This window comes from Thioclava arctica, from assembly GCF_040892615.1.
Classification (GTDB): domain Bacteria; phylum Pseudomonadota; class Alphaproteobacteria; order Rhodobacterales; family Rhodobacteraceae; genus Thioclava; species Thioclava arctica.
Genome location: NZ_JBFRYC010000010.1, coordinates 61,712 through 85,951, shown reverse-complemented (window position 1 = coordinate 85,951; position 24,240 = coordinate 61,712). Strand labels below are relative to the sequence as shown.

30 protein-coding genes and 2 pseudogenes are annotated in these 24,240 nt (G+C 61.6%); 19 read left to right on the top strand and 13 right to left on the bottom strand.

Annotated features, from left to right (window positions below; genetic code table 11):
• Positions 1-26: 26 nt before the first annotated feature.
• The gene (locus AB4874_RS15105; RefSeq protein WP_368392598.1) at positions 27-836 is read right to left on the bottom strand and encodes a division plane positioning ATPase MipZ; all 810 of its coding nucleotides are present in this window, start codon (positions 834-836) and stop codon (positions 27-29) included.
• A gap of 67 nt (positions 837-903) precedes the next feature.
• Here AB4874_RS15105 and AB4874_RS15100 point away from each other — a divergent pair, with 67 nt between their 5' ends.
• Entirely contained in the window at positions 904-1,143 is a 240-nt protein-coding gene (locus AB4874_RS15100; RefSeq protein WP_368392597.1) for a hypothetical protein, read from the top strand.
• Between the two features lie 368 nt (positions 1,144-1,511).
• Here AB4874_RS15100 and AB4874_RS15095 read toward each other — a convergent pair whose 3' ends face one another.
• The 5 genes and pseudogenes from AB4874_RS15095 to AB4874_RS15075 all read right to left on the bottom strand — a co-directional run bounded on the left by AB4874_RS15095 (position 1,512) and on the right by AB4874_RS15075 (position 4,530).
• Positions 1,512-2,060 carry a helix-turn-helix transcriptional regulator gene (locus tag AB4874_RS15095; RefSeq protein ID WP_295535285.1) on the bottom strand — a complete coding sequence of 183 codons (549 nt, stop codon included), beginning with the start codon at positions 2,058-2,060 and terminating at the stop codon, positions 1,512-1,514.
• Between the two features lie 20 nt (positions 2,061-2,080).
• Positions 2,081-2,512: a hypothetical protein gene (locus AB4874_RS15090; RefSeq protein ID WP_368392596.1), complete on the bottom strand. Its 432-nt coding sequence runs from the start codon at positions 2,510-2,512 to the stop codon at positions 2,081-2,083.
• Between the two features lie 107 nt (positions 2,513-2,619).
• On the bottom strand, positions 2,620-3,099 hold the full coding sequence (locus AB4874_RS15085) for a hypothetical protein (RefSeq protein WP_295535289.1): 480 nt from the start codon (positions 3,097-3,099) through the stop codon (positions 2,620-2,622).
• A gap of 167 nt (positions 3,100-3,266) precedes the next feature.
• Positions 3,267-3,503, bottom strand: a pseudogene (locus AB4874_RS15080) (tryptophan synthase subunit beta); the annotation flags it as partial.
• A 55-nt stretch (positions 3,504-3,558) separates the two neighbouring features.
• Positions 3,559-4,530 (bottom strand): annotated as a pseudogene (locus AB4874_RS15075) (transposase).
• Positions 4,531-4,617: 87 nt separating this feature from the next.
• Between AB4874_RS15075 and AB4874_RS15070 the strand changes: the two are divergent.
• Positions 4,618-5,334, top strand: a complete 717-nt coding sequence (locus AB4874_RS15070) for a recombinase family protein (RefSeq protein WP_368392595.1) — start codon at positions 4,618-4,620, stop codon at positions 5,332-5,334.
• A gap of 29 nt (positions 5,335-5,363) precedes the next feature.
• Entirely contained in the window at positions 5,364-5,696 is a 333-nt protein-coding gene (locus tag AB4874_RS15065) for a hypothetical protein (RefSeq protein ID WP_368392594.1), read from the top strand.
• 249 nt (positions 5,697-5,945) lie between these two features.
• Here the strand turns inward: AB4874_RS15065 and AB4874_RS15060 are convergent, their stop codons facing one another.
• Positions 5,946-7,226 carry an acetylornithine deacetylase/succinyl-diaminopimelate desuccinylase family protein gene (locus tag AB4874_RS15060; RefSeq protein ID WP_368392593.1) on the bottom strand — a complete coding sequence of 427 codons (1,281 nt, stop codon included), beginning with the start codon at positions 7,224-7,226 and terminating at the stop codon, positions 5,946-5,948.
• Positions 7,227-7,344: 118 nt separating this feature from the next.
• On the opposite strand from AB4874_RS15060, the gene AB4874_RS15055 reads away from it, so the two are divergent.
• From AB4874_RS15055 to AB4874_RS15045, 3 genes are all read left to right on the top strand, one after another.
• A complete protein-coding gene (locus tag AB4874_RS15055; RefSeq protein WP_368392592.1) occupies positions 7,345-7,650 on the top strand; it encodes a hypothetical protein in 306 nt (101 codons plus the stop codon).
• Positions 7,651-7,711: 61 nt separating this feature from the next.
• A complete protein-coding gene (locus tag AB4874_RS15050) occupies positions 7,712-7,990 on the top strand; it encodes a hypothetical protein (protein WP_295537042.1) in 279 nt (92 codons plus the stop codon).
• Positions 7,991-7,997: 7 nt separating this feature from the next.
• Complete coding sequence (locus tag AB4874_RS15045; protein WP_368392591.1) at positions 7,998-8,624, top strand: DUF1523 family protein; 627 nt, start codon at positions 7,998-8,000, stop codon at positions 8,622-8,624.
• A gap of 24 nt (positions 8,625-8,648) precedes the next feature.
• Here AB4874_RS15045 and trpA read toward each other — a convergent pair whose 3' ends face one another.
• Positions 8,649-9,440: a tryptophan synthase subunit alpha gene (gene trpA, locus AB4874_RS15040; RefSeq protein WP_368392590.1), complete on the bottom strand. Its 792-nt coding sequence runs from the start codon at positions 9,438-9,440 to the stop codon at positions 8,649-8,651.
• A 128-nt stretch (positions 9,441-9,568) separates the two neighbouring features.
• On the opposite strand from trpA, the gene ychF reads away from it, so the two are divergent.
• Entirely contained in the window at positions 9,569-10,666 is a 1,098-nt protein-coding gene (gene ychF, locus AB4874_RS15035; protein ID WP_295537048.1) for a redox-regulated ATPase YchF, read from the top strand.
• Between the two features lie 3 nt (positions 10,667-10,669).
• Here ychF and AB4874_RS15030 read toward each other — a convergent pair whose 3' ends face one another.
• On the bottom strand, positions 10,670-11,158 hold the full coding sequence (locus AB4874_RS15030) for a cupin domain-containing protein (protein ID WP_295537049.1): 489 nt from the start codon (positions 11,156-11,158) through the stop codon (positions 10,670-10,672).
• Between the two features lie 50 nt (positions 11,159-11,208).
• Positions 11,209-12,834: an acyl-CoA dehydrogenase family protein gene (locus AB4874_RS15025; RefSeq protein ID WP_368392589.1), complete on the bottom strand. Its 1,626-nt coding sequence runs from the start codon at positions 12,832-12,834 to the stop codon at positions 11,209-11,211.
• A 119-nt stretch (positions 12,835-12,953) separates the two neighbouring features.
• On the opposite strand from AB4874_RS15025, the gene msrB reads away from it, so the two are divergent.
• The 5 genes from msrB to AB4874_RS15000 all read left to right on the top strand — a co-directional run bounded on the left by msrB (position 12,954) and on the right by AB4874_RS15000 (position 16,246).
• Positions 12,954-13,394 carry a peptide-methionine (R)-S-oxide reductase MsrB gene (gene msrB, locus AB4874_RS15020; RefSeq protein ID WP_295537052.1) on the top strand — a complete coding sequence of 147 codons (441 nt, stop codon included), beginning with the start codon at positions 12,954-12,956 and terminating at the stop codon, positions 13,392-13,394.
• 68 nt (positions 13,395-13,462) lie between these two features.
• Positions 13,463-14,509 carry an aldo/keto reductase gene (locus AB4874_RS15015; RefSeq protein ID WP_368392588.1) on the top strand — a complete coding sequence of 349 codons (1,047 nt, stop codon included), beginning with the start codon at positions 13,463-13,465 and terminating at the stop codon, positions 14,507-14,509.
• Positions 14,509-14,859 (top strand): hypothetical protein, encoded by a 351-nt coding sequence (locus AB4874_RS15010; RefSeq protein ID WP_368392587.1) that lies wholly within the window; start codon positions 14,509-14,511, stop codon positions 14,857-14,859. The genes AB4874_RS15015 and AB4874_RS15010 overlap by 1 nt, the downstream gene beginning before the upstream one ends.
• Positions 14,847-15,341: a lipocalin gene (locus tag AB4874_RS15005; RefSeq protein WP_368392586.1), complete on the top strand. Its 495-nt coding sequence runs from the start codon at positions 14,847-14,849 to the stop codon at positions 15,339-15,341. Before AB4874_RS15010 ends, AB4874_RS15005 begins: the two co-directional genes overlap by 13 nt.
• Positions 15,338-16,246 (top strand): EamA family transporter, encoded by a 909-nt coding sequence (locus AB4874_RS15000; protein WP_368392585.1) that lies wholly within the window; start codon positions 15,338-15,340, stop codon positions 16,244-16,246. The genes AB4874_RS15005 and AB4874_RS15000 overlap by 4 nt, the downstream gene beginning before the upstream one ends.
• On the opposite strand, the gene AB4874_RS14995 is transcribed toward AB4874_RS15000, so the two are convergent.
• Positions 16,243-16,956: an NUDIX hydrolase gene (locus AB4874_RS14995; RefSeq protein WP_368392584.1), complete on the bottom strand. Its 714-nt coding sequence runs from the start codon at positions 16,954-16,956 to the stop codon at positions 16,243-16,245. The two genes, AB4874_RS15000 and AB4874_RS14995, sit on opposite strands and share 4 nt — an antisense overlap.
• A complete protein-coding gene (locus tag AB4874_RS14990) occupies positions 16,949-17,347 on the bottom strand; it encodes a DUF983 domain-containing protein (RefSeq protein WP_295537060.1) in 399 nt (132 codons plus the stop codon). Before AB4874_RS14990 ends, AB4874_RS14995 begins: the two co-directional genes overlap by 8 nt.
• A 199-nt stretch (positions 17,348-17,546) precedes the next feature.
• On the opposite strand from AB4874_RS14990, the gene AB4874_RS14985 reads away from it, so the two are divergent.
• From AB4874_RS14985 to AB4874_RS14970, 4 genes are all read left to right on the top strand, one after another.
• Positions 17,547-18,260 carry an EF-hand domain-containing protein gene (locus AB4874_RS14985; RefSeq protein WP_368392583.1) on the top strand — a complete coding sequence of 238 codons (714 nt, stop codon included), beginning with the start codon at positions 17,547-17,549 and terminating at the stop codon, positions 18,258-18,260.
• A 104-nt stretch (positions 18,261-18,364) separates the two neighbouring features.
• A complete protein-coding gene (locus tag AB4874_RS14980) occupies positions 18,365-18,943 on the top strand; it encodes an RNA polymerase sigma factor (protein WP_368392582.1) in 579 nt (192 codons plus the stop codon).
• Positions 18,936-19,361, top strand: coding sequence for a hypothetical protein (locus AB4874_RS14975; protein ID WP_368392581.1), 426 nt, complete (start codon positions 18,936-18,938; stop codon positions 19,359-19,361). The genes AB4874_RS14980 and AB4874_RS14975 overlap by 8 nt, the downstream gene beginning before the upstream one ends.
• Positions 19,361-19,891 (top strand): periplasmic heavy metal sensor, encoded by a 531-nt coding sequence (locus tag AB4874_RS14970; RefSeq protein ID WP_368392580.1) that lies wholly within the window; start codon positions 19,361-19,363, stop codon positions 19,889-19,891. The genes AB4874_RS14975 and AB4874_RS14970 overlap by 1 nt, the downstream gene beginning before the upstream one ends.
• 57 nt (positions 19,892-19,948) lie before the next feature.
• Here AB4874_RS14970 and AB4874_RS14965 read toward each other — a convergent pair whose 3' ends face one another.
• Positions 19,949-21,343, bottom strand: a complete 1,395-nt coding sequence (locus AB4874_RS14965; protein ID WP_295537068.1) for a diguanylate cyclase — start codon at positions 21,341-21,343, stop codon at positions 19,949-19,951.
• Positions 21,344-21,439: 96 nt separating this feature from the next.
• Here AB4874_RS14965 and AB4874_RS14960 point away from each other — a divergent pair, with 96 nt between their 5' ends.
• The 3 genes from AB4874_RS14960 (at position 21,440) to AB4874_RS14950 (ending at position 24,233) form a co-directional block, all read left to right on the top strand.
• A complete protein-coding gene (locus AB4874_RS14960; RefSeq protein WP_295537070.1) occupies positions 21,440-21,718 on the top strand; it encodes a DUF3572 domain-containing protein in 279 nt (92 codons plus the stop codon).
• A 78-nt stretch (positions 21,719-21,796) separates the two neighbouring features.
• Entirely contained in the window at positions 21,797-22,516 is a 720-nt protein-coding gene (locus AB4874_RS14955) for an HAD family hydrolase (protein WP_368392579.1), read from the top strand.
• The gene (locus AB4874_RS14950) at positions 22,509-24,233 is read left to right on the top strand and encodes a hypothetical protein (protein ID WP_368392578.1); all 1,725 of its coding nucleotides are present in this window, start codon (positions 22,509-22,511) and stop codon (positions 24,231-24,233) included. The genes AB4874_RS14955 and AB4874_RS14950 overlap by 8 nt, the downstream gene beginning before the upstream one ends.
• Positions 24,234-24,240 lie beyond the last annotated feature (7 nt).

The following is a 24,240-nucleotide window of genomic DNA, read 5'->3' as shown; positions in this document are numbered from 1 at the left end:
GCGTTTTTTGCTGTCCAGTGGCGCGATCAAAAATCGATCGTCACACCCGGCAATTCCAGCTCTTTGAGCAGATCGCGCAATTCCTGACGCGCGGCCACATTCGAGATGTTGAGATTGTCGATGCCCAGATCTTTCAGATCCAAAAGCGTCAGCCCGCGCGGGAACAGCTCGCGGAAAATCACCCGCTCTGCAAAGCCGGGGGCGACGCGAAACCCGATCCGCTTGGACAGTTGATCCAACGCGGCGCCGACTTTGCGCTTGTTATGCATCTGTTGCGCACCCACCCGGTTGCGCAGCACGATCCAGTCGATCGGCTTGAGCCCGGCCTTGGCGCGCAATTGCCGCGCGGACCAAACCATTTCTGAATAGATCGAGGGGCCGATCACTTTCGATGTCACCGGGTCGATCCGTGCCAGCAAGTCAAAGTCGATAAAGCTGTCATTGAGCGGCGTGACCAGCGTATCGGCCAGCGAATGCGCGACCTGGCTGAGGCGGGTATGCGAACCGGGGCAGTCGATCAGGATGAAATCGCAGCTTTGCTCCATTTCGGCCACAGCCGTTGACAGGCGATGGTCATAAGGGTTCTCGCCGGGCGCAAGCGTGTCTGCATCGACCTCGGGCAATTCGCGGTAATCGGGAGTGGGCAGCTCCAAACCTTCACGGGCGCAAAATGCCAGCCGGTTCTCGATATAGCGCCCGAAACTGCGTTGCCGCAGATCAAGGTCAAGCGCGCCCACGCGCCAACCCATGCGGGCCAATGCGGTGGCCACATGCATCGAGGTGGTGGACTTACCCGAGCCACCCTTTTCATTGCCCATCACGATGATATGCGCCACGTCTGCGATCCCCGCCCTGTCTTGTGTCTGGTTTCTTGAGGCACACTATAGATGGTTGCATGGCACGGTGGAAGAGATTGCGCACGCCAACAAGGTGCGAGAGTTCGAAAACACTGTGTTTTGGCAACAGGGGGCGCTGCCCGACCGTTGTTTGTCAAACGCGCACGCCATTCTTTTAACGCTTTCTGCATTGCACAAAAGCCCGCCAGAAGTCTGGCGGGCTTTTGTGCTCCATGCGCGCGATCAACGGCGCCGGGAAGAAGTGATCGCCGATCAGCTGTCCTTGCGATCTGCCGCACTCTCCTGAGGCTTCTCCAGAGGCACCGGACAGAATTTCGAGGAAGGCTCCAACCTCGGCACGCGGGGTCTTGTCGAGCCACTTCCCGAAAGCGTCGAGGACATAGCGCCGCCGACGCAGTTGCGCCCGATGCTCTTTTTCAGTTCTTTGTTCACGACTTCAACCGTCCGAATTTCGATTTGCGTGTCTACGATGAAATCGTTTGCGGAGGCTCGATGGGAGAGATGCAAGCCATCTTGGCGCGCAACTGGTTGAGGGCGGTTTCCATCTGCTCGACCGCAGCCAACCGTGCAGCGACAGCCTTCTCGACGTGTTGGGCTGCCCCTTGACAGAAGGCTCGATAAGCGCCGCCCAAACTGTTGCACGCGGATGACGCGCTATTGCGCCGCCGTGCGCGCGCTGTCACTGCGCAACACGCCCGAGGTTGCGTGCAACTTCAAGCTCTCGTCATCAATCATATCTTCGATGAACACGCTCAGTAGCGGACCGCGCCCATTGACCCCCGCCTTGCGGTAGATCGCGGCGGTCTGCGCCTTAACCGTTCCTTCCGAGGTCGCGCGCAGGCCTGCGATCTCGGCCGTGGACAGGCCCTTAATCGCGAAGATCGCAACATCGCGTTCCGCAGGCGTCAGCCGCCATTCCTCAAAGCGCATATCCAGAAGGTCCGCAAAATCAGAGGTTGCCCGGCCAAGCCGTTCGCGCACCCGGCGCGCCTCGCGCCGCGCAAACACCAGCGACACCGCCCCCAGCGCGATGCCCAGCAACAGCCCGACCGCGGCCCCGATCTCGATGATTTCGCGGGACCGCCAACTGATCGGTGCGACATAGATGCCAAAGACCGACAGCAAGATATCCGAGACAAAAAACAGCGCACAGATGACCTGAACGCCAAACAGCAACGTCAACAAGACTGTAGTGCCCGACATTCGCATGCGCCTAGCCTCGCTCAATCATCATCGCCGCCATCACTGCTACCGCTGTCGCCACCGTCACTGCCACCGCTGTCGCTACTGTCATGGCCACCATCGTCGGCACCATCGTCGCCACCACCGCTGCTGCTGTCGCCAGCCGCCCCGCTGCTGCTGTCGCTGATCGTGCGGTTTGAGCCGCTGGTTTGACCGATAATGACCGTCCCGGCGTCGGTGCTCAGGTCGCGTAACACCTCACCGGTGCGCGGATCAATGACGATCTCGCGCCCGGTCTTGCCGCGCTCAGCGGTGATCCGCACCCGACCAAGCCAGGTGCGCGAAACTTTGATCTGGCCATAGCCAAAACCGCGCAACTGGCGCGATACGGCCTCGGCTGCGGTTTCTGCCTGTGCGGCCTGCGCACAAAAGACAGTCGCGCAAAGACCGGTCAGAAAGACCCGTCGGTCCATTTTCGTCCTCCCGGCCCAAGGCGTCATGCCGTTACAGGGCCCGATAATTGCAAGATGAACTATGCCCGGCGCAAGAGGCGCCGGGCAAGGGGGCAAACAGCTTGAGATCAGTGATCGCTGGAATTGTCTCCGCTATCACCGGAGTCGCTTCCGCCATCATGCGACGAACCGCCATCACTATGCGAGTCGCTCTCGTGATCGGCCCCATCGTCGGAATGATCCGAGCCGCTGCCTTGCGATGCGCCCATGCCATGATCGTCGTCCGATCCGTCGTGCCCTTCCATGTCGTCGTCCGCCATGGTCTGAGTGGTCTCAGACACCTGCATGCGCTTGGTAGCGCGCACTTGGCTCATTTCTTGGTTCATGATCTTGCCGGTGACACGATCATAGGTCACCTCGATCTTGGAACCATTGTTCACGCCTTCCGCCTTGACCTGCGTAGCACCAACCTTCACCTCGACATTGGTGAACCCATTGGCGGCCAGATTGTCGGCGATACCTTGGACCGAAACCTCTGCCTGCGCCGAGGCGACAAAACCCGATGCGACGACAACCATGGCGCTCAAAGTTGCAGATAAAAATTTCATCATACTCTCCCTAAACAAGCGCCCCGAATGAGCGCCAACACGGAAAATATTGGGCGTTCACGGAACCGCGATCTATGGACCAGAAGGCTTAGATTGCGCCTTTATCCCTCTGGGCTAAGCCGCATAACCTCAGGGTTACGCCCGACTGATCAGACCTGCATCTCGAATTACAGATGCTTGGCGACGGCAAAGATGCCCTTGCCGCCCCGCCCGCACATGTTCATCACGATGATATGGTCGCGCGGCAGATCGCGCGCGATCTTGAGCACAAGGGTCAGCGCGTGGCTGGGTTCCAGCGCGGGAATGACCCCTTCCAGACGGCACGAGAACTGGAATGCCTCCAGCGGCTCGGCGTCGGTGATATTCACATATTCCGTGCGGCCAGTGTCATGCAGCCAAGTGTGAGGCATTATTGCAGAACTCGTCGTCGGGACGAGTTCCCCCCCTTCCCCCGAGATCTTAGGCCACGCGTTCGATCTCGGCCCGGCCGAGGGCGTTGAAGCGGTTTATGAGGGCGATGCGGATGTGGATTTCTGCAGGCTGACGGTTGGAGTCTCGTGATACGATCCTTTCTGCGAAGGATTTAAGGCCGCGCATCCGCTGCCCGCAGCGGTTTGCCTGCAAACCATGAGAGGGTTCGCCTCGACCCGACTTCGGATGTGGTAGCAGGACCATCGTTTCCAGATCGCCCGCCCGAAGCGTCGGGTCGCGCGGAGGATGTCATTGCGGGGCGCAGGCGTTGTCCGCGATTGGTCCGAGCACAATGCCGAGCGCGGCAGGATAACCCACCTTCCAGAGACGTCCGTTCTTGCGGATGGGTATGATGGCGGCGCCGCCACGCGCGAGGAATGCGGCATGGCCGCGACGGGGTGAAAGGCGTCTTGGAAACGATCCAGTGGATCGTTTCAGCCCTGAACGGGCGGAGCCCTGGGTCAAAGGCCCCATCCATCGCCCGAGAGGGCGCCATCGCCCAGGAACTTGATCCCCGGGCTGTCCACCAGCAGGTTCAGGGGCCCCGGCGACCGGCGGTTCGAGATGCCGACGGTGATGCTCTTTTGCCCGCGGCTCAGGGTGGAAAAGTCGGGAACCGGCCAATCCAGCTCTGCCATCTGCAGAATGCTCGACACCATCCCGCCTTGCCATGGTCACTCGGACCAGTGGCGTTCCCATGGCTCGATCTGCCGACGCGGCAGGCCGAACAGCACCTTCACCATCAGGCAGAACTGGAGCGCGGCATCGGAGAATACAGGTGGTCGGCCTGGACGCCCGGACTTGGGGCCGAGCCACTTCATGTCTTTGTCGAACCAACCTCTCACACATGCAAACATGTGTTGCCGGCCAACGGATCAACAGCGACCCGCGCCGCTTCAGGGCTTCGCTATAGGACTTCCAGTTCGTCGTGCGGTAGCGGCCTGCTTCGGGCTTGCTCATGCCGAGCCTGTTAACCTACCGGATTCGCAAGGTGAAACCTTCCGGCGTCGAGTTCTGCAACAATGCCGGTCGCAGGATTTCTTCAAGGTGCTGCTTGGCGGGTTTGGCGCGCACGATTGTATTCATGCGCGTCTCGACCTCGGCTACCGCAAGCGGGAGGAGCCGACGGGCACGAACCGCGAAATCGCCCCGGAAGAGGCTCAGATCGTGCGCCGGATCTTTCGCGAAACGGCCGAGGATCGCTCGGCTATGGCGATTGCAAAAGGGTTGAATGCAGATTGCATCCCGGCACCCAAAGGCGGCACTTGGGAGCCATCGACGATCCGTGGCCGCAAAGATCGCCAGGAAGGCATTTTGAACAACCGCCTCTATATCGGCGAGGCCTCGGCCTGCAAATTCGGCCGCCGCGACCATCCCGAGACCGGTGCGAAGGCCGTCTATTCGACCGAGGAAGACATGGTGCAGAAAACCTTCGAAGAACTGCGGATCATCCCGCAGGATCTCTGGGATCAGGTGCAGGCCGAGCGCGCGACGCGCACGCGCCAAGTGGGGGCCTCGGGAAACCCGCAGGCGGCGCGCCGTTCGAAGCATCTTCTGAGCGGCTTGCTGGTCTGCGGCTGCTGCGGTGCACCCTATGTGAAAGTGGGTAGGAATCGCTTTCAGTGTCGCGAGGCCCGAAAGGGAGCCTGCAACAACAAGATCACGATCCGCCAGAACCGGATCGAGGCGCGTGTCTTCGACGCGCTGCGCGTGCTCGAAAGCACCGATTTCGCACTGCGATCAAGGCCGCGAAAGCGCAGCTGACATTGGCTCGCACGGCGCGCGATGGCATCATGCGCGCAATCGAAAAGGGAGCTGACTTTGCGGATTACAGTGCGCGCGACAAGGAACTCAAAGCCGAGATCACAGCGCTCGAAGATCGGATCGCGCATTTGGAGGCCCAGCAGGCCGAGAAAGACGCCACACCGCCCGACATCCCCGCGATCTTCGAGGCGGCGCTCCACGATCTCGAAGCGTTGCTCGGCGATCCCGATCTCGTCGCGCGCGCCAATGAAGAACTCGCGGCCTTTGTTCGAAGTATCACCCTCATACCGGACCCCAAGTCCAAAGACGGTTTGGCTACCGAGATCCACATGGATCTCGGTAGTTTGCGTTCGAGGGTATGAGATCGGGGATGAAGCGCAGGGGCAGTCGCCATGAGGTGCAATTGGGAAGCGCACGGGGCGGGTCACTGCCCTTTTGACACCCCGTTTGCAGGCAAGGAAAGCCTCGGCGCGCCAAGGTTGGGGGGCGCTGCCCCCGGCTTTGGCTGCCTCCCCCGGGATATTTTCAGAATTTGGAAGCTTGGACGCGTTTGTCCCTCCAAATTCGCGAAATATCCCGGGGGAGCGCGTTAGCGCGGGGGCAGCGCCCCCCTATCGCGCCAAGAGTTCCGCGAGCACCAGCGCCATTACCTTGGCACTGTCGGCCATATCGCTAATGCCAACCCATTCGTCGGGTTGATGGGCAAGTTCCAGCAGGCCCGGCCCGTAGGCGATACAGTTTTTCAGCCGTCCGATCCGGTCGATATGCTTTTGATCATAGGTGCCGGGGCTGACGACATAGGCGGCCTCGCGTCCCAGCACCGCCTCAATCGCGCTGGCGGTCGAGCGCACGATGGGGGCGTCGCGGTCGGTCATCGACGGCTGGACCTCAAACAGATCACGGATTTCGTAGGAAAATTGCGGTCTGCGCGCCTTTGCACGCTCCATCAGATTGGCGATTTCGGCTTTGACCTGCCCGATCTCTTCCTCAATCAGAAACCGGCGATCAATAATGATCCGGCAGCGATCAGCCACGCAGGGTGCGGGCAGGCCGGTGTAATCGGCGTCTTGTTCCGGTTCGCCGCCATGGATCGAGTTGATGTTGAGCGTAGAGGCGCGCGCACCTTCGGGGATCACCGGCATCTCGGTGTGTTTGTTGGCCAAAAGCGGAAACAGAGTTTTCTCCATCTCCTCAAGGACCACGCCCATGTGGCGGATCGCGCTGTCGCCCAGAAACGGCATTGAGCCATGTGCGATCCGGCCATGGGTTTCGATCTCGGCCCACCAGACCCCGCGATGGCCCAGACAGATCTGATCTTTGTGCAGCGGCTCGGGGATGATCACATGCTGCACGCGAGCGGGGTCGAACCGGCCCTGTTGTGCAAGATAGGCGACGCCACCAAAACCGCCGCTTTCCTCATCTGCCGTGGCCGAGATTTCAATCGCGCCCGCGAAATCGGGGCAGGCGGCGAGGAAGGCCTCGGCGGCGATGATCGAGGCGGCCAGCCCGCCCTTCATGTCACAGGCGCCGCGCCCGTAAATGCGATCGCCCTCGATTTGACCGCCAAACGGGTCACGCGTCCAGCCATGGCCCAGTTCGACCACGTCGTGATGCGAGTTGAAATGCACGCAGTCTCCGGGGCGCGCGCCGTCGATCCGCGCGACAAGGTTCCAGCGTGGAAAGCGGTCACTATCGCCGGGCGCATCCTTTGCGCGGATCAGCTCGGTCGTGAAACCGCGCGCTGCCAGCCGTGCCGCCAGATATTCGCAGATTTCCAGATAGTTGCGCCCCGGCGGGTTCAGCGTGGGGATCGCGATCAACTCCCGTGTCAGCGCCACCAGCGCGTCGCGGCGGTTGTCGATTTCAGCTTTTACTCGGGTGTTTAGATCCATATCGCAAGGCTAGACCCGCGAACGGGGCGCTCCAAGAGGGAAAACGCATGGAGTTTGCCCGTCGCACACGGTATCGAGAGGCAAGCCCGGCAAGCGTGTCGGGACAGGAGGAATGGAAATGAACCTGTTTTTGCTTTTCGCATTGGTGATTTGCGTGGCGGTCGGCGCGTGGCTGTCGAAATATGAATGGCTGAAACTGTTGGCCTTTGTCCCGATTGGAATGTTGCTGCCGGCCTTTTACATGACCGGCACGTCTTGCGGGGCGGGGTTTGTGATGCATTTGTCCAAACAGGCTGCATGCACGAATGGCTTTGCCCCGCGTGAGATGTTCGCGGCGACCTATGTGCTGGCCTTTGTGCCGGTCGCCGCTTCGGCCATCGCGATCAAGCTGATCCGCATGGCGAAGGCCGCGCGAAAAGGGTAAGTGGCTGGTTCGGCCAGCGTTTGGCGCGTAAGATTGGCGCATCTTGCAAGGAGCAGGGGCGATGTTTGGCTTTATCCGACTGGCGATTCTCGGTTTCATTGCGCTGAGCGTGATCTTCTGGCTGGTGCGAATTTATGCGCGATCGCTGCGCCGTGAGGCGCTGGAGGACGAATGGGCCGAGGCAGAGGCCGCAGGTGCCGCCCCCGGTCCGCGCGAAATCTATGTCGCGATCGGCTTGAAGAATTACGAACGCAGCCTGCTGCGCAAGCTGATCTGGCTGGTCTATATCGGGCCCATCGCACTGGTGGCGGGGCTTATCTATCTGGTGAATTACGCGTGAGGGTGAGATGCGCTATTTGAAATGGGGATTCTGGGCGGTTGTCGCGATCACCGTCTTCACCTTCCTGAGCTACAACCTGCCGCGCCATGACATCGTGCGCGTCGTGGGCACCGAAGTGCGTCGCGTCGATTTCGGCGAGAACTCGATCTTCTGGGCCGCCCCCGATGTCGGCACGGCGGGGGGAACCAGCCGGGATGTGCGCTTCATCAATACGGTGCGCGCTAATGGCAAGCCGTTGGTGTTTCGCAATGAAGACACCGGCTGGGGCTGGCCTCCCTATTTCAAGCTCGACAGTTCAAACCTTCAGGCACAGGCCGAATCATTGATTTCGACCAAGGCTGATCCGGTTTGGGTATCGGTCTCGCGCTATGGCTGGCGCTCGAATTGGCTGACGATCTTTCCCAATGCAGTCGGGATGAAGGTCGTGGCGGGCCCCGATGTGCGCATCATTCCTTGGGTGAATATCGTCATCTTGACGCTTCTGCTGGTGCTGATCTTGGTGATCCGCGCCATGTGGCGCCAATTCCGCGAACGCTCTATCGACCCGCTCATCGAGGATGCCGGCGAGGCTTGGGACGATGCCGAAGAGGGTGCAAAGGGTTGGTTTGACCGGCTGATGGGGCGCAAAAAGTAACCGCGATCGCGTCCCCAATGTCTTTTAGGCGGAATGCGCGCCTTTGGCCAAGCTGGCGACGAAGCTCAGAATTTCGGCTGTTGGCTTGCCCGCGCTGATTTCTTTGACGATGGCCGATCCCACCACGCAGCCATCGGCTACGCTTGCGATGGTCTGCGCGGCCTCGGGTGTGGTGATGCCAAAGCCCACGATCACGGGCAGGTCCGTTTTGGCCTTGATCCGAGCGACCTCGGGGCCGACCTCGCCAGCTTGCGCCGCTTGCGCGCCAGTGATGCCGGTAACCGACACATAATAGACAAAACCCGATGTGTTCTGCAGCACCTTCGGCAGGCGCGCATCATCGGTGGTGGGCGTGGCCAGCCGGATAAAGTTGATCCCGGCGGCCTGCGCGGGAAGGCACAGCTCGCTGTCTTCCTCGGGGGGCAGGTCGACCACGATCAGCCCGTCAATCCCGGCCGCTTTCGCATCCGTCAAAAAGCGATCCACGCCGCGGCTGTAAATCGGGTTGTAATACCCCATCAGCACGATTGGCGTGGTGTCATCGTTTTTGCGAAATTCGGCCGCCATATCGAGTGTCTTTTGCAGCGTCTGCCCGCCATCAAGCGCGCGTTGCCCGGCCAACTGGATCGTCGGGCCATCGGCCATCGGGTCGGTGAAGGGCACGCCCAGTTCGATAATATCCACGCCCGCGCCCGGCAGCCCCTTCATCACCTCAAGCGAGGTTTCCAGATCGGGGTCACCCGCCATGATATAGGAAACAAAGGCCTTCTTGCCCTGTTTTTTCAGCGCGGCGAATTTGGCGTCAATGCGAGTCATGGCGTCCCTCTGGTCAATCCCAAGGCGGTTTGCGCCATGGGGGAGAGAAAATCAATGGGCTGCGCGTCTGGCTTGCGCAAAGGCTGGGCAATGAATAAGAAACGCCAAGCCGCAATCAGGAGGGCGAAATGGGTTTCAAGATGGGTATCGTGGGTCTGCCGAACGTGGGCAAATCGACCCTGTTCAACGCGCTGACCAAGACCGCAGCAGCGCAGGCGGCCAATTTCCCCTTCTGCACGATCGAGCCGAATGTCGGCGAGGTCGCGGTGCCCGATGCGCGCCTTGAAAAGCTGGCGGCGATTGCGGGGTCGAAAGAAATCATCCCCACGCGGATGACTTTCGTCGACATCGCCGGTCTGGTGAAAGGCGCGTCCAAGGGCGAAGGTCTGGGGAACCAATTCCTGGCCAATATCCGCGAAGTCGATGCGATCGCCCATGTGTTGCGCTGCTTTGAAGATGATGACGTGACCCATGTCGAGGGCCGTGTCGATCCCGTCGCCGATGCTGAAACCATCGAAACCGAGCTGATGATCGCCGATCTCGAAAGCCTTGAAAAACGGCTGGCGAACCTCGCGCGCAAGATCAAGTCGGGCGACAAGGATGCCAAAGACGCCGCGCGCCTGTTGGAGCAGGCGAAAGAGGCGCTTGAGGCGGGGCGTCCCGCGCGCACGGTTGAGGTCTCGGCCGATGATCGCAAAGCTTGGGATATGCTGCAATTGCTGACCGCCAAGCCGGTGCTGTTTGTGTGCAACGTCGAAGAGGCCAATGCCTCGGCGGGCAATTCCAAATCCGAAGCGGTGGCGAAAATGGCGGCCGAACAGGGCGCGGGCACGGTGGTGATTTCGGCCAAGATCGAGGAGGAGATCAGCCAGCTTGAGGCCGAGGAAGCCGAAATGTTCCTCGAAGAGATGGGGCTGCACGAGGCCGGTCTCGATCGTCTGATCCGCGCGGGCTACGAATTGCTTGGCCTGCAAACCTATTTCACCGTTGGCCCGAAAGAGGCGCGCGCCTGGACCATCCGCAAAGGCACGCTGGCCCCCGCAGCCGCCGGTGTGATCCACGGCGATTTTGAGCGCGGTTTCATCCGCTCCGAAACCGTGGGCTATGATGATTACATCGCGGGCAAAGGCGAAGCGGGCGCGAAAGAGGCGGGCAAATTCCGCGTCGAGGGCAAGACCTATGAGGTCAAGGACGGCGACGTGTTGCACTTCTTGTTCAACGCGTAAGGTTCATTTCTTCGCGCCTGCCTGCACCTCCTCAATCGCGTCCAGATCGACAAGTTGCCACGCCATGTCGGCGTTGCGATAGAGGCGCTTGCCCTTGTCGGGATAATCGCCCACGTCATGGGGCAGGCGCTGACCGACTACAATCAGGCGCAAAACCTCGCTCCCGCTGTTGAGAATCGTATGCGCCGCGCCGCCCGCACGATAGCCGATGAAATCACCCGGGCCGATCGGATGCGTCGCCTCGCCGATCCGCGCCGTGGCGCTGCCCGATAACACGAAAATCGCCTCATCCTCATGGTGATGGGCGTGAAATTCGGTGCTCTCGCAGCCGGGCGCGACCTCGATGATATGCACGCCGATGCCGGTCAGCCCGGTCATATCGCCCAAGCTCTTGTTGATCCGCCGCGCGTTAGGATTGAGAAAATGCGTCTTGGCGAGCCCTGCCATCGCCGAGATCTCCTCGGCGCGGATCAGATAACGGTCTTCGCTCATCGCCCCCCCCCTTTCATCTAGCTAAAAATACTCCCGCCGGAGGCTCCACCCTACCGGGTCGCGATCCGTTCGAGAATAGCGGACACATCATGGCCTGCCATCGCACCGGTCGTGCGCCCCGCCTCGCCAGAAATGCGCGTGGTGACAAAGGCGTCGGAAACAGCTGCGGGGGCGTGGCGGATCAAAAGCGAGGCTGTCAGCAATAGCGCGAGTCGCTCGACAAACCAGCGCGCCTCGGCTTCGGGCGGCAGCGCAGGCCAGCGCGCGACATGCGCCTGAAGCGCCGCGTCATAGCGCGGATCGCTGCCGCTGGCGGCCGCCAATTCGACGCGCAAGACCTCTGCGGCCAGCGGTTCGCGCGCTAGCGTGCGCAGGATGTCGAGACAAATCACATTGCCCGAACCCTCCCAAATGCCGTTAAGCGGCGCCTCGCGATAGAGCATCGGCATCGGCGTATCTTCGACATAGCCCATGCCGCCAAGCGCCTCCATCGCCTCATAGGTGACGATCGGGCAGCGCTTGTTGCTGAGATATTTCGCCAAGGCGACTGCGATCCGGGCAAAGGCGCGATCCTCGGGCGTTGGGCCGTCATAGGCGCGCGCCACTCGCAGCCCCAGCGCCAGCGCGCCTTCCCAATCCAGCGCCAGATCGGCCAGAACGGCGCGCATCAGTGGCTGGTCGATCAGTCGGTGTTGAAAGGCGCTGCGATGGGTTGCCCAGTGATGGGCCTCGACAATCGCGGCGCGCATCAGCCCGGCGGGCGCCATCGCGGTATCAAGGCGCGTGTGATGCACCATTTCGATGATTGTAGCGACGCCGCGCCCTTCCTCGCCCAGCAGATAGGCCTCGGCCCCCTCATATTCGATCTCGGCCGAGGCATTGGCGCGATTGCCCAGCTTGTCCTTGAGGCGCTGAATACGGATCGCGTTGCGCGCGCCCTCCAGCCAGCGCGGAACGAGGAAACAGCTCAGGCCAGCGGGCGTTTGCGCCAGTGTCAGGAATCCGTCCGACATCGGCGCCGAGCAAAACCACTTATGCCCGGTAAGCCGCCAGTGATCGCCTGCGGGTTCGGCCCGCGTCGTGTTGGCGCGCACATCCGATCCGCCCTGCTTTTCCGTCATCGCCATACCCAGCGTGACACCCAGCTTTTCGCGCACCGGGCGCAAGGAGGGATCATAGCGGCGCGTGGTCAGTTTTGGCTGCCAGATTGCGGCGAGATCGGGTGAGGCGGCCAGCGCCGGATAAGCCGCATAGCTCATGGTCATCGGGCAGCAGGTGGAGGGTTCGACCTGCGAGGCCAGATAGACCATCGCGGCGTGGGTCGTATGGCCACCGGGCGTGCCCTGCCACGCGGTGGCGCAATAGCCAGACGCGATGCCAAGGTCGAGGAATTGGTGATAGGCGGGATGGAAATGCACCTCGTCCAGCCTGCGCCCCCCGGCATCGAACAGATGCAATTTCGGCGAGCAGGTATTGGCGTCGCGGGCGGCTTGGCGCATCTCGACCGTGCCCAAGGCTGCGCCATATTCGGCAAGGGGCGCGGGTTGACCACCCTCGCGGGCAATCGCCTCGCGCAGCGGCGCATCGCTGGCCCAAAGGTCCGTGTTGCCGCGCGGGGGAGGCTGGTTCTCGACGCGGTGGGTGGACAGGTCGGCGCGGGGGGCGGGCGTGGTCATGGTGAATTCCTCCTGCCCAAAAGATAGGGCGCAAGCGGATGTGAAGCGAGTAAAACACATGTGCAGGGCTTTTCAGCGCGCCCTGCGCCCCTAGATCATGCTCGAAAGGGAGTGCGATCATGAGCAAATGGCAAAAATCCGAGGCAGCGCTGGCGGCGCTGACCCCCGAACAATTCCGCGTCACCCAACAAAACGGCACTGAGCGGCCGTGGACGGGCGAATATACCGAAAACGAGGCGCGCGGCATCTATGTGGATCTGGTGTCGGGCGAGCCGCTTTTCGCGTCCTCGACGAAGTTTGAATCTGGCTGTGGCTGGCCATCCTTCACCAAGCCGCTGGTGTCCGATCACGTTGTCGAGCTGCGCGATGCCTCGCTTGGGATGGTGCGCACCGAAGTGCGTTCCAAGAACGGCGACAGCCATCTGGGCCATGTGTTTCCTGACGGGCCGCGCGATCAGGGGGGCTTGCGCTATTGCATCAACTCCGCCTCGCTGCGCTTTGTGCCGCTCGAGGAGATGGCGGCCGAAGGCTATGGCGATTGGATTGATCAGGTCGAATAGGCCGCGGACCTTTACCTTACATCGGTGCTCTGGCAGGGTCGCGCGAAACGAACAGAAGGGACGTGCGAATGCGCAAGCTGGAACTGGGCCGCAGCGGAATCATGGTGTCGGAAATCTGTCTCGGGTCAATGACCTGGGGCACTCAGAATTCGCAAGCCGAAGGGCATGCTCAGATCGACATGGCACTGGAGCGGGGGGTGAATTTCATCGACACCGCCGAGATGTATCCGGTCAATCCGGTGCGCGCCGAGACGGCGGGCGATACCGAGACGATCATCGGCGCCTATCTGGCAAAGCGCGGCAAGCGCGACGATCTGGTGATTGCGACCAAGATCACCGGTGAGGGCAGCAATGCGGTCCCGGGCGGGCCTGCGATCTCGCCCGAACGGATCCGTCAGGCGGTGGATAGCTCGCTGAAACGGCTGCAAAGCGACTATATTGATCTTTATCAGCTGCATTGGCCCAATCGCGGCTCGTATCACTTCCGTAAATCATGGCGCTTTGATCCCTCAAAGCAGCCCTCGAAAGAGGCTGTTCTGAACGATATGGAGGCCTGTCTGGCCACGCTGAACGATCTGGTCAATGAGGGCAAAATTCGCGCGGTTGGCCTGTCGAACGAGACCGCTTGGGGCACCGCGCAATGGCTGGCATTAGCCGCGGCAGGCAAGGGGCCGCGGATGGAGTCGATCCAGAACGAATATTCGCTGATGTGTCGCTATTACGATCTTGATCTGGGGGAATTGGGCCAACAGGAACAGGTCACGCTGCTGGCCTATTCGCCCCTTGCCGCCGGTATTCTGAGCGGAAAATATTCCGGCGATACCACGCCTGAAGGCACCCGTCGTGCGTTGAACCACAATCTCGGCGGGCGCGCCAATCCGCGCGCCTTCAACATTGCCGATGCCTATGTGGCGCTTGCGCAAGAGGCCGGGCTGAACCCGATCACGATGGCGATTGCCTGGGTGATGAGCCGCCCGTTCCCGTCGATCCCGATCATCGGATCGACTTCGCTGGCACAGCTTGGGCCAAATCTGGATGCTGCTGATCTGACGCTGCCCAAAGAGCTGCTCGACAAAATCGCGGTGCTGCACCACGACCTGCCGATGCCCTACTGATGCGCGCGGCGATCATGATCATGGCCGTGGGGCTCGCTTTGGCGGGCTGCAAGCCATTTGATGGTTTGGGCGGATCTGACACCAGCGCGCAACTGCCGCTTGTGGGGCAAGAAAAACAGGACGCCGAAAAGTTCAACTGCGTGGCCAAGGGCGGGACTTGGGCGCAATATCAAAGCGGTTTTCTCTGTCAGCATGAGACGCGCGACAGTGGTAAATCCTGTCACTCTGCAAGCGAGTGCGAGGGGGCGTGTCTTGCGCGCTCTGGCACCTGCGCGCCCGTGACGCCGCTTTTGGGCTGCAATGAGGTCATAACCGAGGCGGGCTATCCGATGAAAACATGCGTCAACTGATATGGGTTTTGATCGGCGTGGCCGCGCTGGCAGGGTGCGCGCCCGAGCCCTCGACAAGCCTGCGCGACCCCAAAGCGCTGATCTCATCTGCGTCGCTGTTTGACAGCGCACGATTTGGCGGCACGTGGCAGGTGGTTGCCAGCGGCGTGCCCGGCTGTTCGGGTCAGCAAAACTGGGCGTGGGACGGCGTGGGCGCCTATCACGTCACCGGTACGGCCTGCGCCCTCAGCGCCCAAACGGTAGATGAGCGCGTTGTGCTGACGGGGCCGGGCGGGCGTCTGGCGGCGCGCACCGGGTTCGGAGGGGAGCCGATTTTCGTGATGTGGGTCGATCAGGACTATCGGATCGCGGCGCTCGGCACACCCTCGGGGCGCTGGGGCATGATCTTGTCGCGCCAATCCCCCGCGCGGCCCGATCTGTTGAAAGCGGCGCGCGAGGTGTTTGATTTTAACGGCTATGATCTGGCGAAAATCACCCCATGACCGCAGCGCCCGCGCATCTGTGGGTCTGGGTGACGCTGTTTGCCGCAGCGGTGCAAACGTTCCGGTTCATGCTGCAAAAGCTGCTGGCAGGGGCACAGCTTTCGGTGGGCGGGGCCACGTTTTCGCGGTTTCTGTTTGGCTTTCCGCTTGCGGCGCTGGTTGCCGTAAGCTTCCTTGGTCTGACCGGCACGCCTTGGCCGCATCTGAGTGCCGCGTTTTGGGGTTTCATCCTGGCAGGCGGCGCAGCACAGGTGGCGGCCACCTTCCTGACTGTGGCGCTGTTTTCGATGCGCAATTTTGCGGTCGGGGTGGCCTTTACCAAGACTGAGACGGTGCAGGTCGCGCTATTTTCCGCAGTCCTTCTGGGCGAATGGGTGGGGCCGCTGGGCTGGCTTGGTATCCTGATCGGGATGGTGGGCGTGCTGTTGCTGACCAAGCAGCCCGGTGTGGCACGGATCAATCTGCGCGCGGCGGCCTATGGTGTGGGCGCGGGGGCGCTGTTTGGGCTGTCCTCGATCTGCTATCGCGGTGCCACGCTCGAGCTACACCCGCTGGAGTTTTTTGCCCGCGCGATCATCGCGCTGGCCTGCGCCACTTTCGCGCAAAGCATTGGCATGGGGCTGTATTTACGGCTGCGTGAACCCGGAGAATTGCGCCGCGTTCTGGGCGCTTGGCGGCGCACGGTGCTGGTGGGAATTGCCGGAGTGCTGGGCTCTGCGGGGTGGTTTACCGCATTTTCGTTGCAAAACGTGGCTTATGTGCGCGCGCTTGGGCAGGTGGAAATCGTGTTCACGTTGCTCGTCTCGGTGTTGGTGTTTCACGAACGGCTGCATCGGCGCGAGGGGTTTGGAATCGCGCTTGTCGTGGGCTCGCTGGTGGTGATCGTGCTGGCGGGAACGCGCTAGGCGCCGATCCGGCGAAACTCTGACGCAGGACCGCGATTGTCGAAAAACGGCACGCTGGCAGGCGTTGCGATCGCGTGATCGGTTTGCAAAAGGGCCGAGATTTCGGCCAGCACCACCTCGGTGATGAAGGGCAGGTTGAGCGCGCGCGCCTCGGTAAGCGGCACCCAATGCAGATGAGACAGCTCATCGCAGGCGCGTGAGAAATCATCAGGGTCACCCCAGATCGCGCCCGCATCCACCAGAAAGAACCGTGCATCAAAGCGGCGCGGACGGCCCGGAGGCGTAATCGCGCGAAACACGAAACGCAGATCGGCGGCTGAGGGGAGAAATCCGAGATCGGCGAAGCCTTGCCAGTCGGAGGGTACGTCGGCGGGCCAAGGCGCGCGCTGGCCAAGGATCATGCCGGTTTCTTCCCACAACTCACGCAGGGCGGCAGCGGCCAAGGCAGGGGCGATGCCGTCAGGCGCGTCGGCCTCAAGGCGGCTCGCATCGGTTTCAGGCAAGGGCGCGGCCAGTGGCACTGCCCAATCGCCATGATCCAACGCTCCGCCGGGAAATACATATTTTGAGGGCATAAAGGCCGCGCCTGCGCCCCGCTGCCCCATCAAGACGCGCGCGGGGCTGTCGGCCTCACGGCGCAAAACGATCACACTTGCAGCGTCGCGCAGCGCTGTTTTGTCGAGCGGCGGCGCGAGGGTGGCGTCAGTCATGCACAATCTCGCTTTCGCCAAAACCATGCATCCGGCGCGACCACTGGATGGCCACCATCAGCCCCTTCATGCGCGGCAATAACACCAGCGACAGCACAATCGTGGCTGTGCCGAAAAGTGCGATCATTTGCCAAGGTTCCGGACGGTAGGCAATAAAGGCGGCGGCCATCAGCGGCAGCATCAAATGCCCCACGATCAGGATCGTCAGATAGGCCGGCCCGTCATCGGCGCGTTGATGCGACAGGTCTTCATGGCACTTTGGACAGGTGTCGCGCACCTTCAGATAGCCACTTAGGACACGACCCTTGCCGCATGCCGGACAGCGACATGCCAGCCCGCGCAGCATCGCGCGCCCGATCGGGCGGTCGTCAACAAAGTCATCCTCATACATACCAACTCTCCCGCCCAGCATTCTCCTGCAGGCTGCGTGACCCAATATGGCGCTGATCGGCGCGCTTGGGAAGCCTCGCTAAACGTTCACGGCTGCGTGATGGCGCGCGATTGGGCGACGGAAGCGTGTGAATGGCGCGTTTGTCTTGCATCGACGGCAAGAAATACGCCGTCAAACCGATCCAAATGGAGAGTAAGCAATGAAACTTATGAGCAGAAAAACCATCATCGCAGCCCTTTTGGCAGGCACCAGCCTTGCATTCACCTTGCCCGCAATCGCGCAAGATCAAGCGACGACCACGGATCAGGCACAGGCCGCAACGCCCGCAACCCCGCCCAAAGCTGGGAAACGCCCGATGATGAAAGATGGCGGTTTCTTTGGCTTTGCCATGAACGAGGTGGATACCAATGGCGATGGCGCGATCTCGCTGGAAGAGATCCAAGCCAAACGGGCGGCGGATGCCAAGGCCCTGGATGCCAATGGCGACGGTATGATCTCGAAGGATGAGTTGGTCAATTTTGAGCTGGCCAAGGAAAAAACCCGGATCGAGGCGCGTGTGGCGCAACGGTTTGCCGCCCAAGATGTCAATGGTGACGGGGAATTGTCAGCCGCAGAGTTGATCGAGCGCCCGCTGCCGATGCAGATGTTCCAGCGTATTGATCGCAACAATGACGGCGTGCTGAGCGCAGATGAATTGCAGGCGGCGCGCAAGATGATGCGCCAGCGTATGGGCGATGATCGCAAGCACAGCGGCAAGCACGAGCGCGGTGGCCACGGCAAGATGGGCCAACACGGCAAGATGGGCCAACACGGCAAGATGGGGGGACATGGCAAGATGGGCGACCGTGACGGTAATGGCCCGAAAAATGGCCCTGATGGCAAGCCTTGGCAGCAACCCGACGGTAACAACTGATCCGTTTTGCGGGGACCAATCGCCGGGAGCGCCAAGCGCGCTCCCGGTGTTTTGCCTCGATTGCGCGACCACGAAATCCGCGCTAGGCGTTTGGCGGAAGAGATATGGCGCTTGATGCGATGAATGACAGGTCCGACGAAGCTCTGCTGGAGCTGTACGCCGAGGGTGACCCGGCGGCCGCGCGTGCTTTGACGCTTCGGCTGGGGCCGTTGGCCTATCGTTTGGCGATGCGGATGTTGCGCGACGGGGCCGAGGCCGAGGACGTCGCCCAAGAGGCGTTGTTGCGGCTGTGGAAAATCGCACCAGAGTGGCGCACCGGGGAGGCCAAGGTTTCAACCTGGCTCTACCGGGTGGTTAGCAATCTGGCGACAGATCGGCTACGCAAGCGGCGCGGAAGCAGTCTCGACGACGCTCCGGAGGTCGCCGATGACAGCCCCTCGGTGCTGGATGAGATGATGCGCCGCGACCGGATGGCGGCGCTGGACGCGGCTTTGGCAGAACTGCCGGAACGCCAGCGGCTTGCGGTGACGCTGCGACATATTGACGGTTTGTCCAATCCCGAGATCGCGGAAGCGATGGAAACCGGGGTTGAAGCCGTAGAAAGTCTGACAGCGCGTGCGAAACGCGCTTTGGCAAAGCTGCTGGCTGGGCGGCGCGAAGAATTGGGGTTTGGCGATGACTGACAAGAAATTGGATCGCGAGACAATGCAACGTCACGAAGACGCGCTGGTGGATGCGCTATTGGCGCAGGCCAAAGACGAAATCGGTGACCCGAACCCTGCCTTTCTAGCGCGGGTGATGGAGAGCGCCTTGGAGGTGCAAGCCGGTTTTGATCTGCCCGCAGCCGCTGCCCAATTGCCGCGCCAAGAGCGTGCGCGTGGTTTGGGCGTCTTGCAGGCGCTGCGTTCGGTCTTTGGCGGCTGGGGCGCGATGGGCGGGCTGGTCACGGCCGGTTTGGCGGGGCTTTGGATTGGCTTTGTCGGCGCGGATCAAATGGGGACGCTGACCTCAAGCTACTGGCAAGGCAGCGAAAATCTCGGCACAGTCAACTTGATGCCAGTGAGCGAGACGCTCGCTTTTGTGGATGATGGAGGGTTTTGATGGCCGTGACGGGGGCTGGAAATTGCCGCGGGCTGCGCTGGGCGTTGATCGGGTCGGTCACGCTTAACCTGCTGATTGTCGGGGTGATTGTGGGCGGCATCATGGGACATCAGCGCCATCCGCCGCGCGCGGTGGTGCGCGATGTGACGCTTGGGGCCTTCACCGAGGCGCTGAGCAAGGAAGACCGCGATGCGCTGCGCAAATCGGCGCAGAAGCGTGGCAGTGAGTTTCGCGATATGCGGCGTCAGTCGCGTGCCGATATGATTGCGCTGATCGACGCGCTGGCGATCACGCCGTGGAATCGTGACGAGGTCGAGAAAATTCTCGCCCGCCACCAGTCCCGCACGGCTGCCCGGGTGCAGATTGGCGATACGCTGATTTTTGAGCGCATTGAGGCGATGACCGCGCAGCAGCGTCAAGCATTCGCGCAGCGCTTGCAGCAGGATGTGCAGCGTTTGGACAATCGTCGTGATCGCAATGAGAAGCGCGAGCGCCAAGGCGCGCCGCTTGCGAATGGCGCGCCTGACTGAGGCCCACTCACTCACACATCAACGCCCGGTTTTGCAAACCGGGCGTTTCGCGTCGTCTCAGGCGGCAGTGCCAGCCCGGGCCACGCTGACCTGATTGCGCCCGGTCGCCTTGGCGCCCAGCAAGGCGGTATCTGCCTGATCGACCAAGAGCTGAGGGTTGTCGCGGGTTGTGCCGCCAATGGCCAACCCGATGGAGATCGTCACCGAAAGAGTGCGCCCGTCAAGCAATTGCACCGGGGTGCTTTCGATCACTTGGCGCAAGCGTTCCGCCGCTGCGCGCGCCTCTTCCAGCGCGGCGTCGGGCATCGCTACCAAAAACTCCTCGCCGCCGATCCGGGCGATCAGATCAACCGCGCGCAGATTGGTGCGCAGCCGTGAGGCGACCTCTGTAAGCACCTCATCTCCGGCGGTATGGCCAAAGGTGTCGTTGACGGATTTGAACCGATCGAGATCAAGCAGCATCACCGCAAAGGGACGCTTGGTGCGCAGCGCATGTTCGGCCAGCCGCGCCAGATGGGTGCTGGCATAACGGCGGTTATAGAGGTCGGTGAGCGGGTCGACCATTGCCAGTCGCAGCCCCTCATCCAGCGTTTCGCGCTGCCGTTCCAGCGCCCGTTTGCGGCGCAATTGGCTGTGCAGGCGCAGCGCGGTTTCCTGCGCTGCAAAGGGCGACGAAATATTGGTGAAGGCAAGATCATTGGCGCCCAAATCAAGGGCGGTGGCTTGCGATTCAACGGCGCTGGGGCTGGTGGCGATGACAATCACCGCATCGCGCGTTTCAGAGCGCGAGCGCAATTCCGACATCAGTCGTAACCCTTCGCTCGGTCGTGCCAGATCTGCCTCGATCATGAAAATATCGGGCGCGGCAGTGCTGCTTGCGCGTGCGAGCGCCTTTTCCTGGCTGAGCACCTCAATCATGTCGTCAGGCATCTGTTGGCTGAGCGCGTTTTTCCAGCGCAGCGCCATTTCAGGCTGTGCGGCGATCATAGCAACGCGTGCGGGCGAGGTGTATTCGTTGCGCGCCTCGGCAAAGCCAAGTTCGCGGCAGGTCGCCTCACGCAGGGCGAATTCGGCATCTGTGCCATGTTCACGCAGCAAGCTGCGCAACCGTGCGAGCATCAGCAATTCGTTGAACGGCTTGGCCAGAATTTCGTTGGCCCCCGCGCGCAAAAGATCCAAGCGCATTTCGGGCGTGGTATGCGTGGTCACGGCAACGACCGGGATACGCCGCGTCGCGGGGTCGGCACGCAGCCGTGTGATGACCTCAATCCCGGTCATATCGGGCAGATCTACATCAAGCAGGACCAGCCCGGGTTGTTCAGCGGCCGCGACTGCGAGCGCCTGTGCCCCGGAGGCCGCCTGACTTGTCGTATAGCGCGCACCCGAAAGCATCGCTTTGAGCACGATGCGATTCGTGGACACGTCATCAACGATGAGAATGGATCCCGCCATGGGTTCCTCTGCTACAAACCAAGACTGTTCGTCAGTCACTTGAAGATATAGAGCAATAAGTTAACAAAGCGTTTCGAATAGCAAGGGGGGCTCAATATGGGGCAAGAATTCGCGCATGTTCTTGCGATCCGCGCGCTGGGCTGGTTGGTGTCGCAAGAAACGCTGATCGACGGGTTTTTGGCCCATACCGGTGCGACGCAGGAGGATCTGCGCGCCCAGGCGGGCGATCCCGATTTCCTGTGTGGTGTGCTCGATTATATCTTGCTCAACGATCAGTGGGTGCTCGATTGCGCCGCTGATCTGGAGGTGGTCCCCGAAGAGTTGCCCGGAGCGCGCATGGTTTTGGGGCGCGGTGATCAGCGGCACTGGACCTGAGCAAGCCAAGCGGGCAGTCTGCGCGCAAACTGGGCAGGCCATGGTCTGAGCAGACCGCGGGCCGGGGAGGGCAAGGCGATGAACGCACAGAAAGTTCGGGCGATCCTGTTTGACAAGGATGGAACCCTCTTTGATTTCGATGCGACCTGGGGGGTGTGGGCGTGCGCGCAGCTGGCTGAACTGGCGCGTGACGAGGCTCATTTGAACGAATTGGCCGATGCGATTGCCTTTGATCTTGTGCAGGCGCGGTTTGATCCTGCCTCACCGATCATTGCGGGCACTGTGGCGCAGGCGGCGGATCTGCTTTTGCCGCTTTTGCCTGGGCGTGAGCGCGCCGAGCTGATTGTGCAGCTGGATCAGGCGGCTCAAGATGTGCCTTTGGTCGCCCCCGTGCCGCTTGCCCCTTACCTGAGCGATTTGCGCGCGCAGGGCCTGCGGTTGGGGATTTGCACCAATGATTCCGAGGGGACCGCGCGCGCGCATGCCGGTCAAGCCGGGGTGCTCGCGCTTTTCGACGTGATTATCGGTTATGATAGCGGGCATGGCGGCAAGCCGACACCGCGTCCGCTGCTGGCCTTCGCGGATCAGTTGGGGCTTGATCCGGCAACGGTGGTGATGGTGGGGGACAGCCTGCATGATCTGCACGCCGCACGCGCGGCCGGGATGCGCGCGGTGGCGGTATTGACCGGACCGGCCAAGCACGACGAACTGGCCCCAGAGGCCGATGTGGTCTTGGCCGATATTGGCGCTTTGCCCGATTGGTTGGCGCGGCTCAACACAGGAGGCTGCGATGCATAGTCGTTTACAGCACATCCTTTTAGGTGCTTTGGCGGGGCTCTTCTTCTGGGCCCTGCAAGAGGGTGGTTTTGCAACTGGCCTGCTGGGGGCGCGCGGAATTTTCACGCTCGCGATTGCGGGCACGGTGTTTTTCGGGACCGGTCTGGCGATGCTGGGGGAGATCGGAGCGCGAAAGGCGGGGCTTGCCGCCGTGTTGATCGCGATCCCGGCCACGCTGTTGGGGTGGTGGCAGGCGGGTGGACTTGTCTTTGGCGAAACGCTGATGGGGCAGATGGATTTCTCGATGTTGGCCCTGTTTGTGCTGGCCACTGTGCCGATGCCCTTTGCAATGGTGGTCGCGCAGCAAGGGCTCACACGGTGGGCGGATTATCCTGCGCTGTTTACCCATGCGTGGAATATCGTGGTGCGCTACGGCGCGGCTTGGTTGTTTCTCGCCGTGGTTTGGCTGCTGCTGTATCTGTCCTCGCAACTGCTGGAGAGCGTTGGCATTGACCTGTTGCGCCAGATTTTCCGACTGGACTGGCTGGCGCTTGGCCTGTCCGGGGCGGTGCTGGGGCTGGGGCTAGCCGTTGTGACCGAGCTGGAAGAGATGATCTCGCCCTTCTTGCTGCTGCGCCTGTTGCGGTTGTTGCTGCCGGTGGTGATGGTCGTGGTTGTGCTGTTCCTGCTGGGGTTGGTGCTGAATTCCGGGGCGATTGATGCCGTTGGATTCTCACATGCCACTACCTTGATCGCGATCTCTTTGGCCGCGATTTTGCTGGTGTCGGTCGCGGTTGAGCGAGAAGATTTTGAGGCCGTCGTCGCCCCGATCTTGCGGCTCTCGACGCTGGGGCTTGCGTTGATTTTGCCGCTGCTGGCAGCGGTGAGCGCGTGGTCGGCCTGGCGCTCCATCTCCGATCTTGGCTGGACTCCGGCGCGGGTCGCACAGAGTGTGCTGATTGTTCTGATCGCGGGGTATGGGATTGGATATGCCGTTGCAGTGCTGCGCGGGCGGAATTGGATGGCGCGGGTGCGCCGGGTCAATATCGCGATGGCTGTAGCTTTGCTTGCAATGGCGGTCGCGTGGCTGACGCCGTTGATTGATGCCAATCGGATTGCGACGAAATCCCAAATCGCGCGCTATGAGGCAGGGGCCATCCGGCCTACGGATTTGCCCCTTTATGAGATGGCGCAAAACTGGGGAAAGGCTGGGCAAAACGGAATTGCGACTCTGCGGACGCGGGCTTCGGGTGATCCGGCGCTGGCGCGTGCTTTGTCGTCTGTGGCGACGTTGAACGGCGCCGCGCAGCCCGATGTCGGGGCTGCGCAGCTTGCCGGTTTGCGTGCGCTGATTGCGCTGCCTCCCGGTGCTCCGGCGATCCCCGAGGCTTTGTTGCAGGCAATCGCCAAGGATAATGGATGGCCGCAGTCAGCCCTATGCACGCCCGGCACGCAGGCGCAGCCAAGCTGTGCCCTTGTGATGGCCGACCTGCGCCCTGATCTGCCCGGCAATGAGGCGATTCTGGTGCGCGACGATGGGTCTTACGCCCCCGTGCGTTTCTATTATCTCATGAAAGATCATTGGGTTGATGGCGGTGCGCTGCGCGCAATCTCTGGCAAGAATGGTACCATGGGTGCGGTGATTGCGGCGATTGCGCAGGGACAGTTCCAGATTGTGCCAAGCGGGATTTCTGCGCTGCAGGCGGGCGGGAAGACTTTGGTGCCTCAGCTCCGCTAACCTCAGA

Bases quoted from the DNA above. Each gene is read 5' to 3' on its own strand.
- AB4874_RS15095 (WP_295535285.1), bottom strand. From the start codon at position 2,060: ATGTCGGGCACTACAGTCTTGTTGACGTTGCTGTTTGGCGTTCAGGTC.
- AB4874_RS15090 (WP_368392596.1), bottom strand. From the start codon at position 2,512: ATGGACCGACGGGTCTTTCTGACCGGTCTTTGCGCGACTGTCTTTTGT.
- AB4874_RS15085 (WP_295535289.1), bottom strand. From the start codon at position 3,099: ATGAAATTTTTATCTGCAACTTTGAGCGCCATGGTTGTCGTCGCATCG.
- AB4874_RS15065 (WP_368392594.1), top strand. From the start codon at position 5,364: ATGCGCGCAATCGAAAAGGGAGCTGACTTTGCGGATTACAGTGCGCGC.
- AB4874_RS15060 (WP_368392593.1), bottom strand. From the start codon at position 7,226: ATGGATCTAAACACCCGAGTAAAAGCTGAAATCGACAACCGCCGCGAC.
- AB4874_RS15055 (WP_368392592.1), top strand. From the start codon at position 7,345: ATGAACCTGTTTTTGCTTTTCGCATTGGTGATTTGCGTGGCGGTCGGC.
- AB4874_RS15050 (WP_295537042.1), top strand. From the start codon at position 7,712: ATGTTTGGCTTTATCCGACTGGCGATTCTCGGTTTCATTGCGCTGAGC.
- AB4874_RS15045 (WP_368392591.1), top strand. From the start codon at position 7,998: ATGCGCTATTTGAAATGGGGATTCTGGGCGGTTGTCGCGATCACCGTC.
- trpA (WP_368392590.1), bottom strand. From the start codon at position 9,440: ATGACTCGCATTGACGCCAAATTCGCCGCGCTGAAAAAACAGGGCAAG.
- ychF (WP_295537048.1), top strand. From the start codon at position 9,569: ATGGGTTTCAAGATGGGTATCGTGGGTCTGCCGAACGTGGGCAAATCG.
- AB4874_RS15030 (WP_295537049.1), bottom strand. From the start codon at position 11,158: ATGAGCGAAGACCGTTATCTGATCCGCGCCGAGGAGATCTCGGCGATG.
- AB4874_RS15025 (WP_368392589.1), bottom strand. From the start codon at position 12,834: ATGACCACGCCCGCCCCCCGCGCCGACCTGTCCACCCACCGCGTCGAG.
- msrB (WP_295537052.1), top strand. From the start codon at position 12,954: ATGAGCAAATGGCAAAAATCCGAGGCAGCGCTGGCGGCGCTGACCCCC.
- AB4874_RS15015 (WP_368392588.1), top strand. From the start codon at position 13,463: ATGCGCAAGCTGGAACTGGGCCGCAGCGGAATCATGGTGTCGGAAATC.
- AB4874_RS15010 (WP_368392587.1), top strand. From the start codon at position 14,509: ATGCGCGCGGCGATCATGATCATGGCCGTGGGGCTCGCTTTGGCGGGC.
- AB4874_RS15005 (WP_368392586.1), top strand. From the start codon at position 14,847: ATGCGTCAACTGATATGGGTTTTGATCGGCGTGGCCGCGCTGGCAGGG.
- AB4874_RS15000 (WP_368392585.1), top strand. From the start codon at position 15,338: ATGACCGCAGCGCCCGCGCATCTGTGGGTCTGGGTGACGCTGTTTGCC.
- AB4874_RS14995 (WP_368392584.1), bottom strand. From the start codon at position 16,956: ATGACTGACGCCACCCTCGCGCCGCCGCTCGACAAAACAGCGCTGCGC.
- AB4874_RS14990 (WP_295537060.1), bottom strand. From the start codon at position 17,347: ATGTATGAGGATGACTTTGTTGACGACCGCCCGATCGGGCGCGCGATG.
- AB4874_RS14985 (WP_368392583.1), top strand. From the start codon at position 17,547: ATGAAACTTATGAGCAGAAAAACCATCATCGCAGCCCTTTTGGCAGGC.
- AB4874_RS14980 (WP_368392582.1), top strand. From the start codon at position 18,365: ATGGCGCTTGATGCGATGAATGACAGGTCCGACGAAGCTCTGCTGGAG.
- AB4874_RS14975 (WP_368392581.1), top strand. From the start codon at position 18,936: ATGACTGACAAGAAATTGGATCGCGAGACAATGCAACGTCACGAAGAC.
- AB4874_RS14970 (WP_368392580.1), top strand. From the start codon at position 19,361: ATGGCCGTGACGGGGGCTGGAAATTGCCGCGGGCTGCGCTGGGCGTTG.
- AB4874_RS14965 (WP_295537068.1), bottom strand. From the start codon at position 21,343: ATGGCGGGATCCATTCTCATCGTTGATGACGTGTCCACGAATCGCATC.
- AB4874_RS14960 (WP_295537070.1), top strand. From the start codon at position 21,440: ATGGGGCAAGAATTCGCGCATGTTCTTGCGATCCGCGCGCTGGGCTGG.
- AB4874_RS14955 (WP_368392579.1), top strand. From the start codon at position 21,797: ATGAACGCACAGAAAGTTCGGGCGATCCTGTTTGACAAGGATGGAACC.
- AB4874_RS14950 (WP_368392578.1), top strand. From the start codon at position 22,509: ATGCATAGTCGTTTACAGCACATCCTTTTAGGTGCTTTGGCGGGGCTC.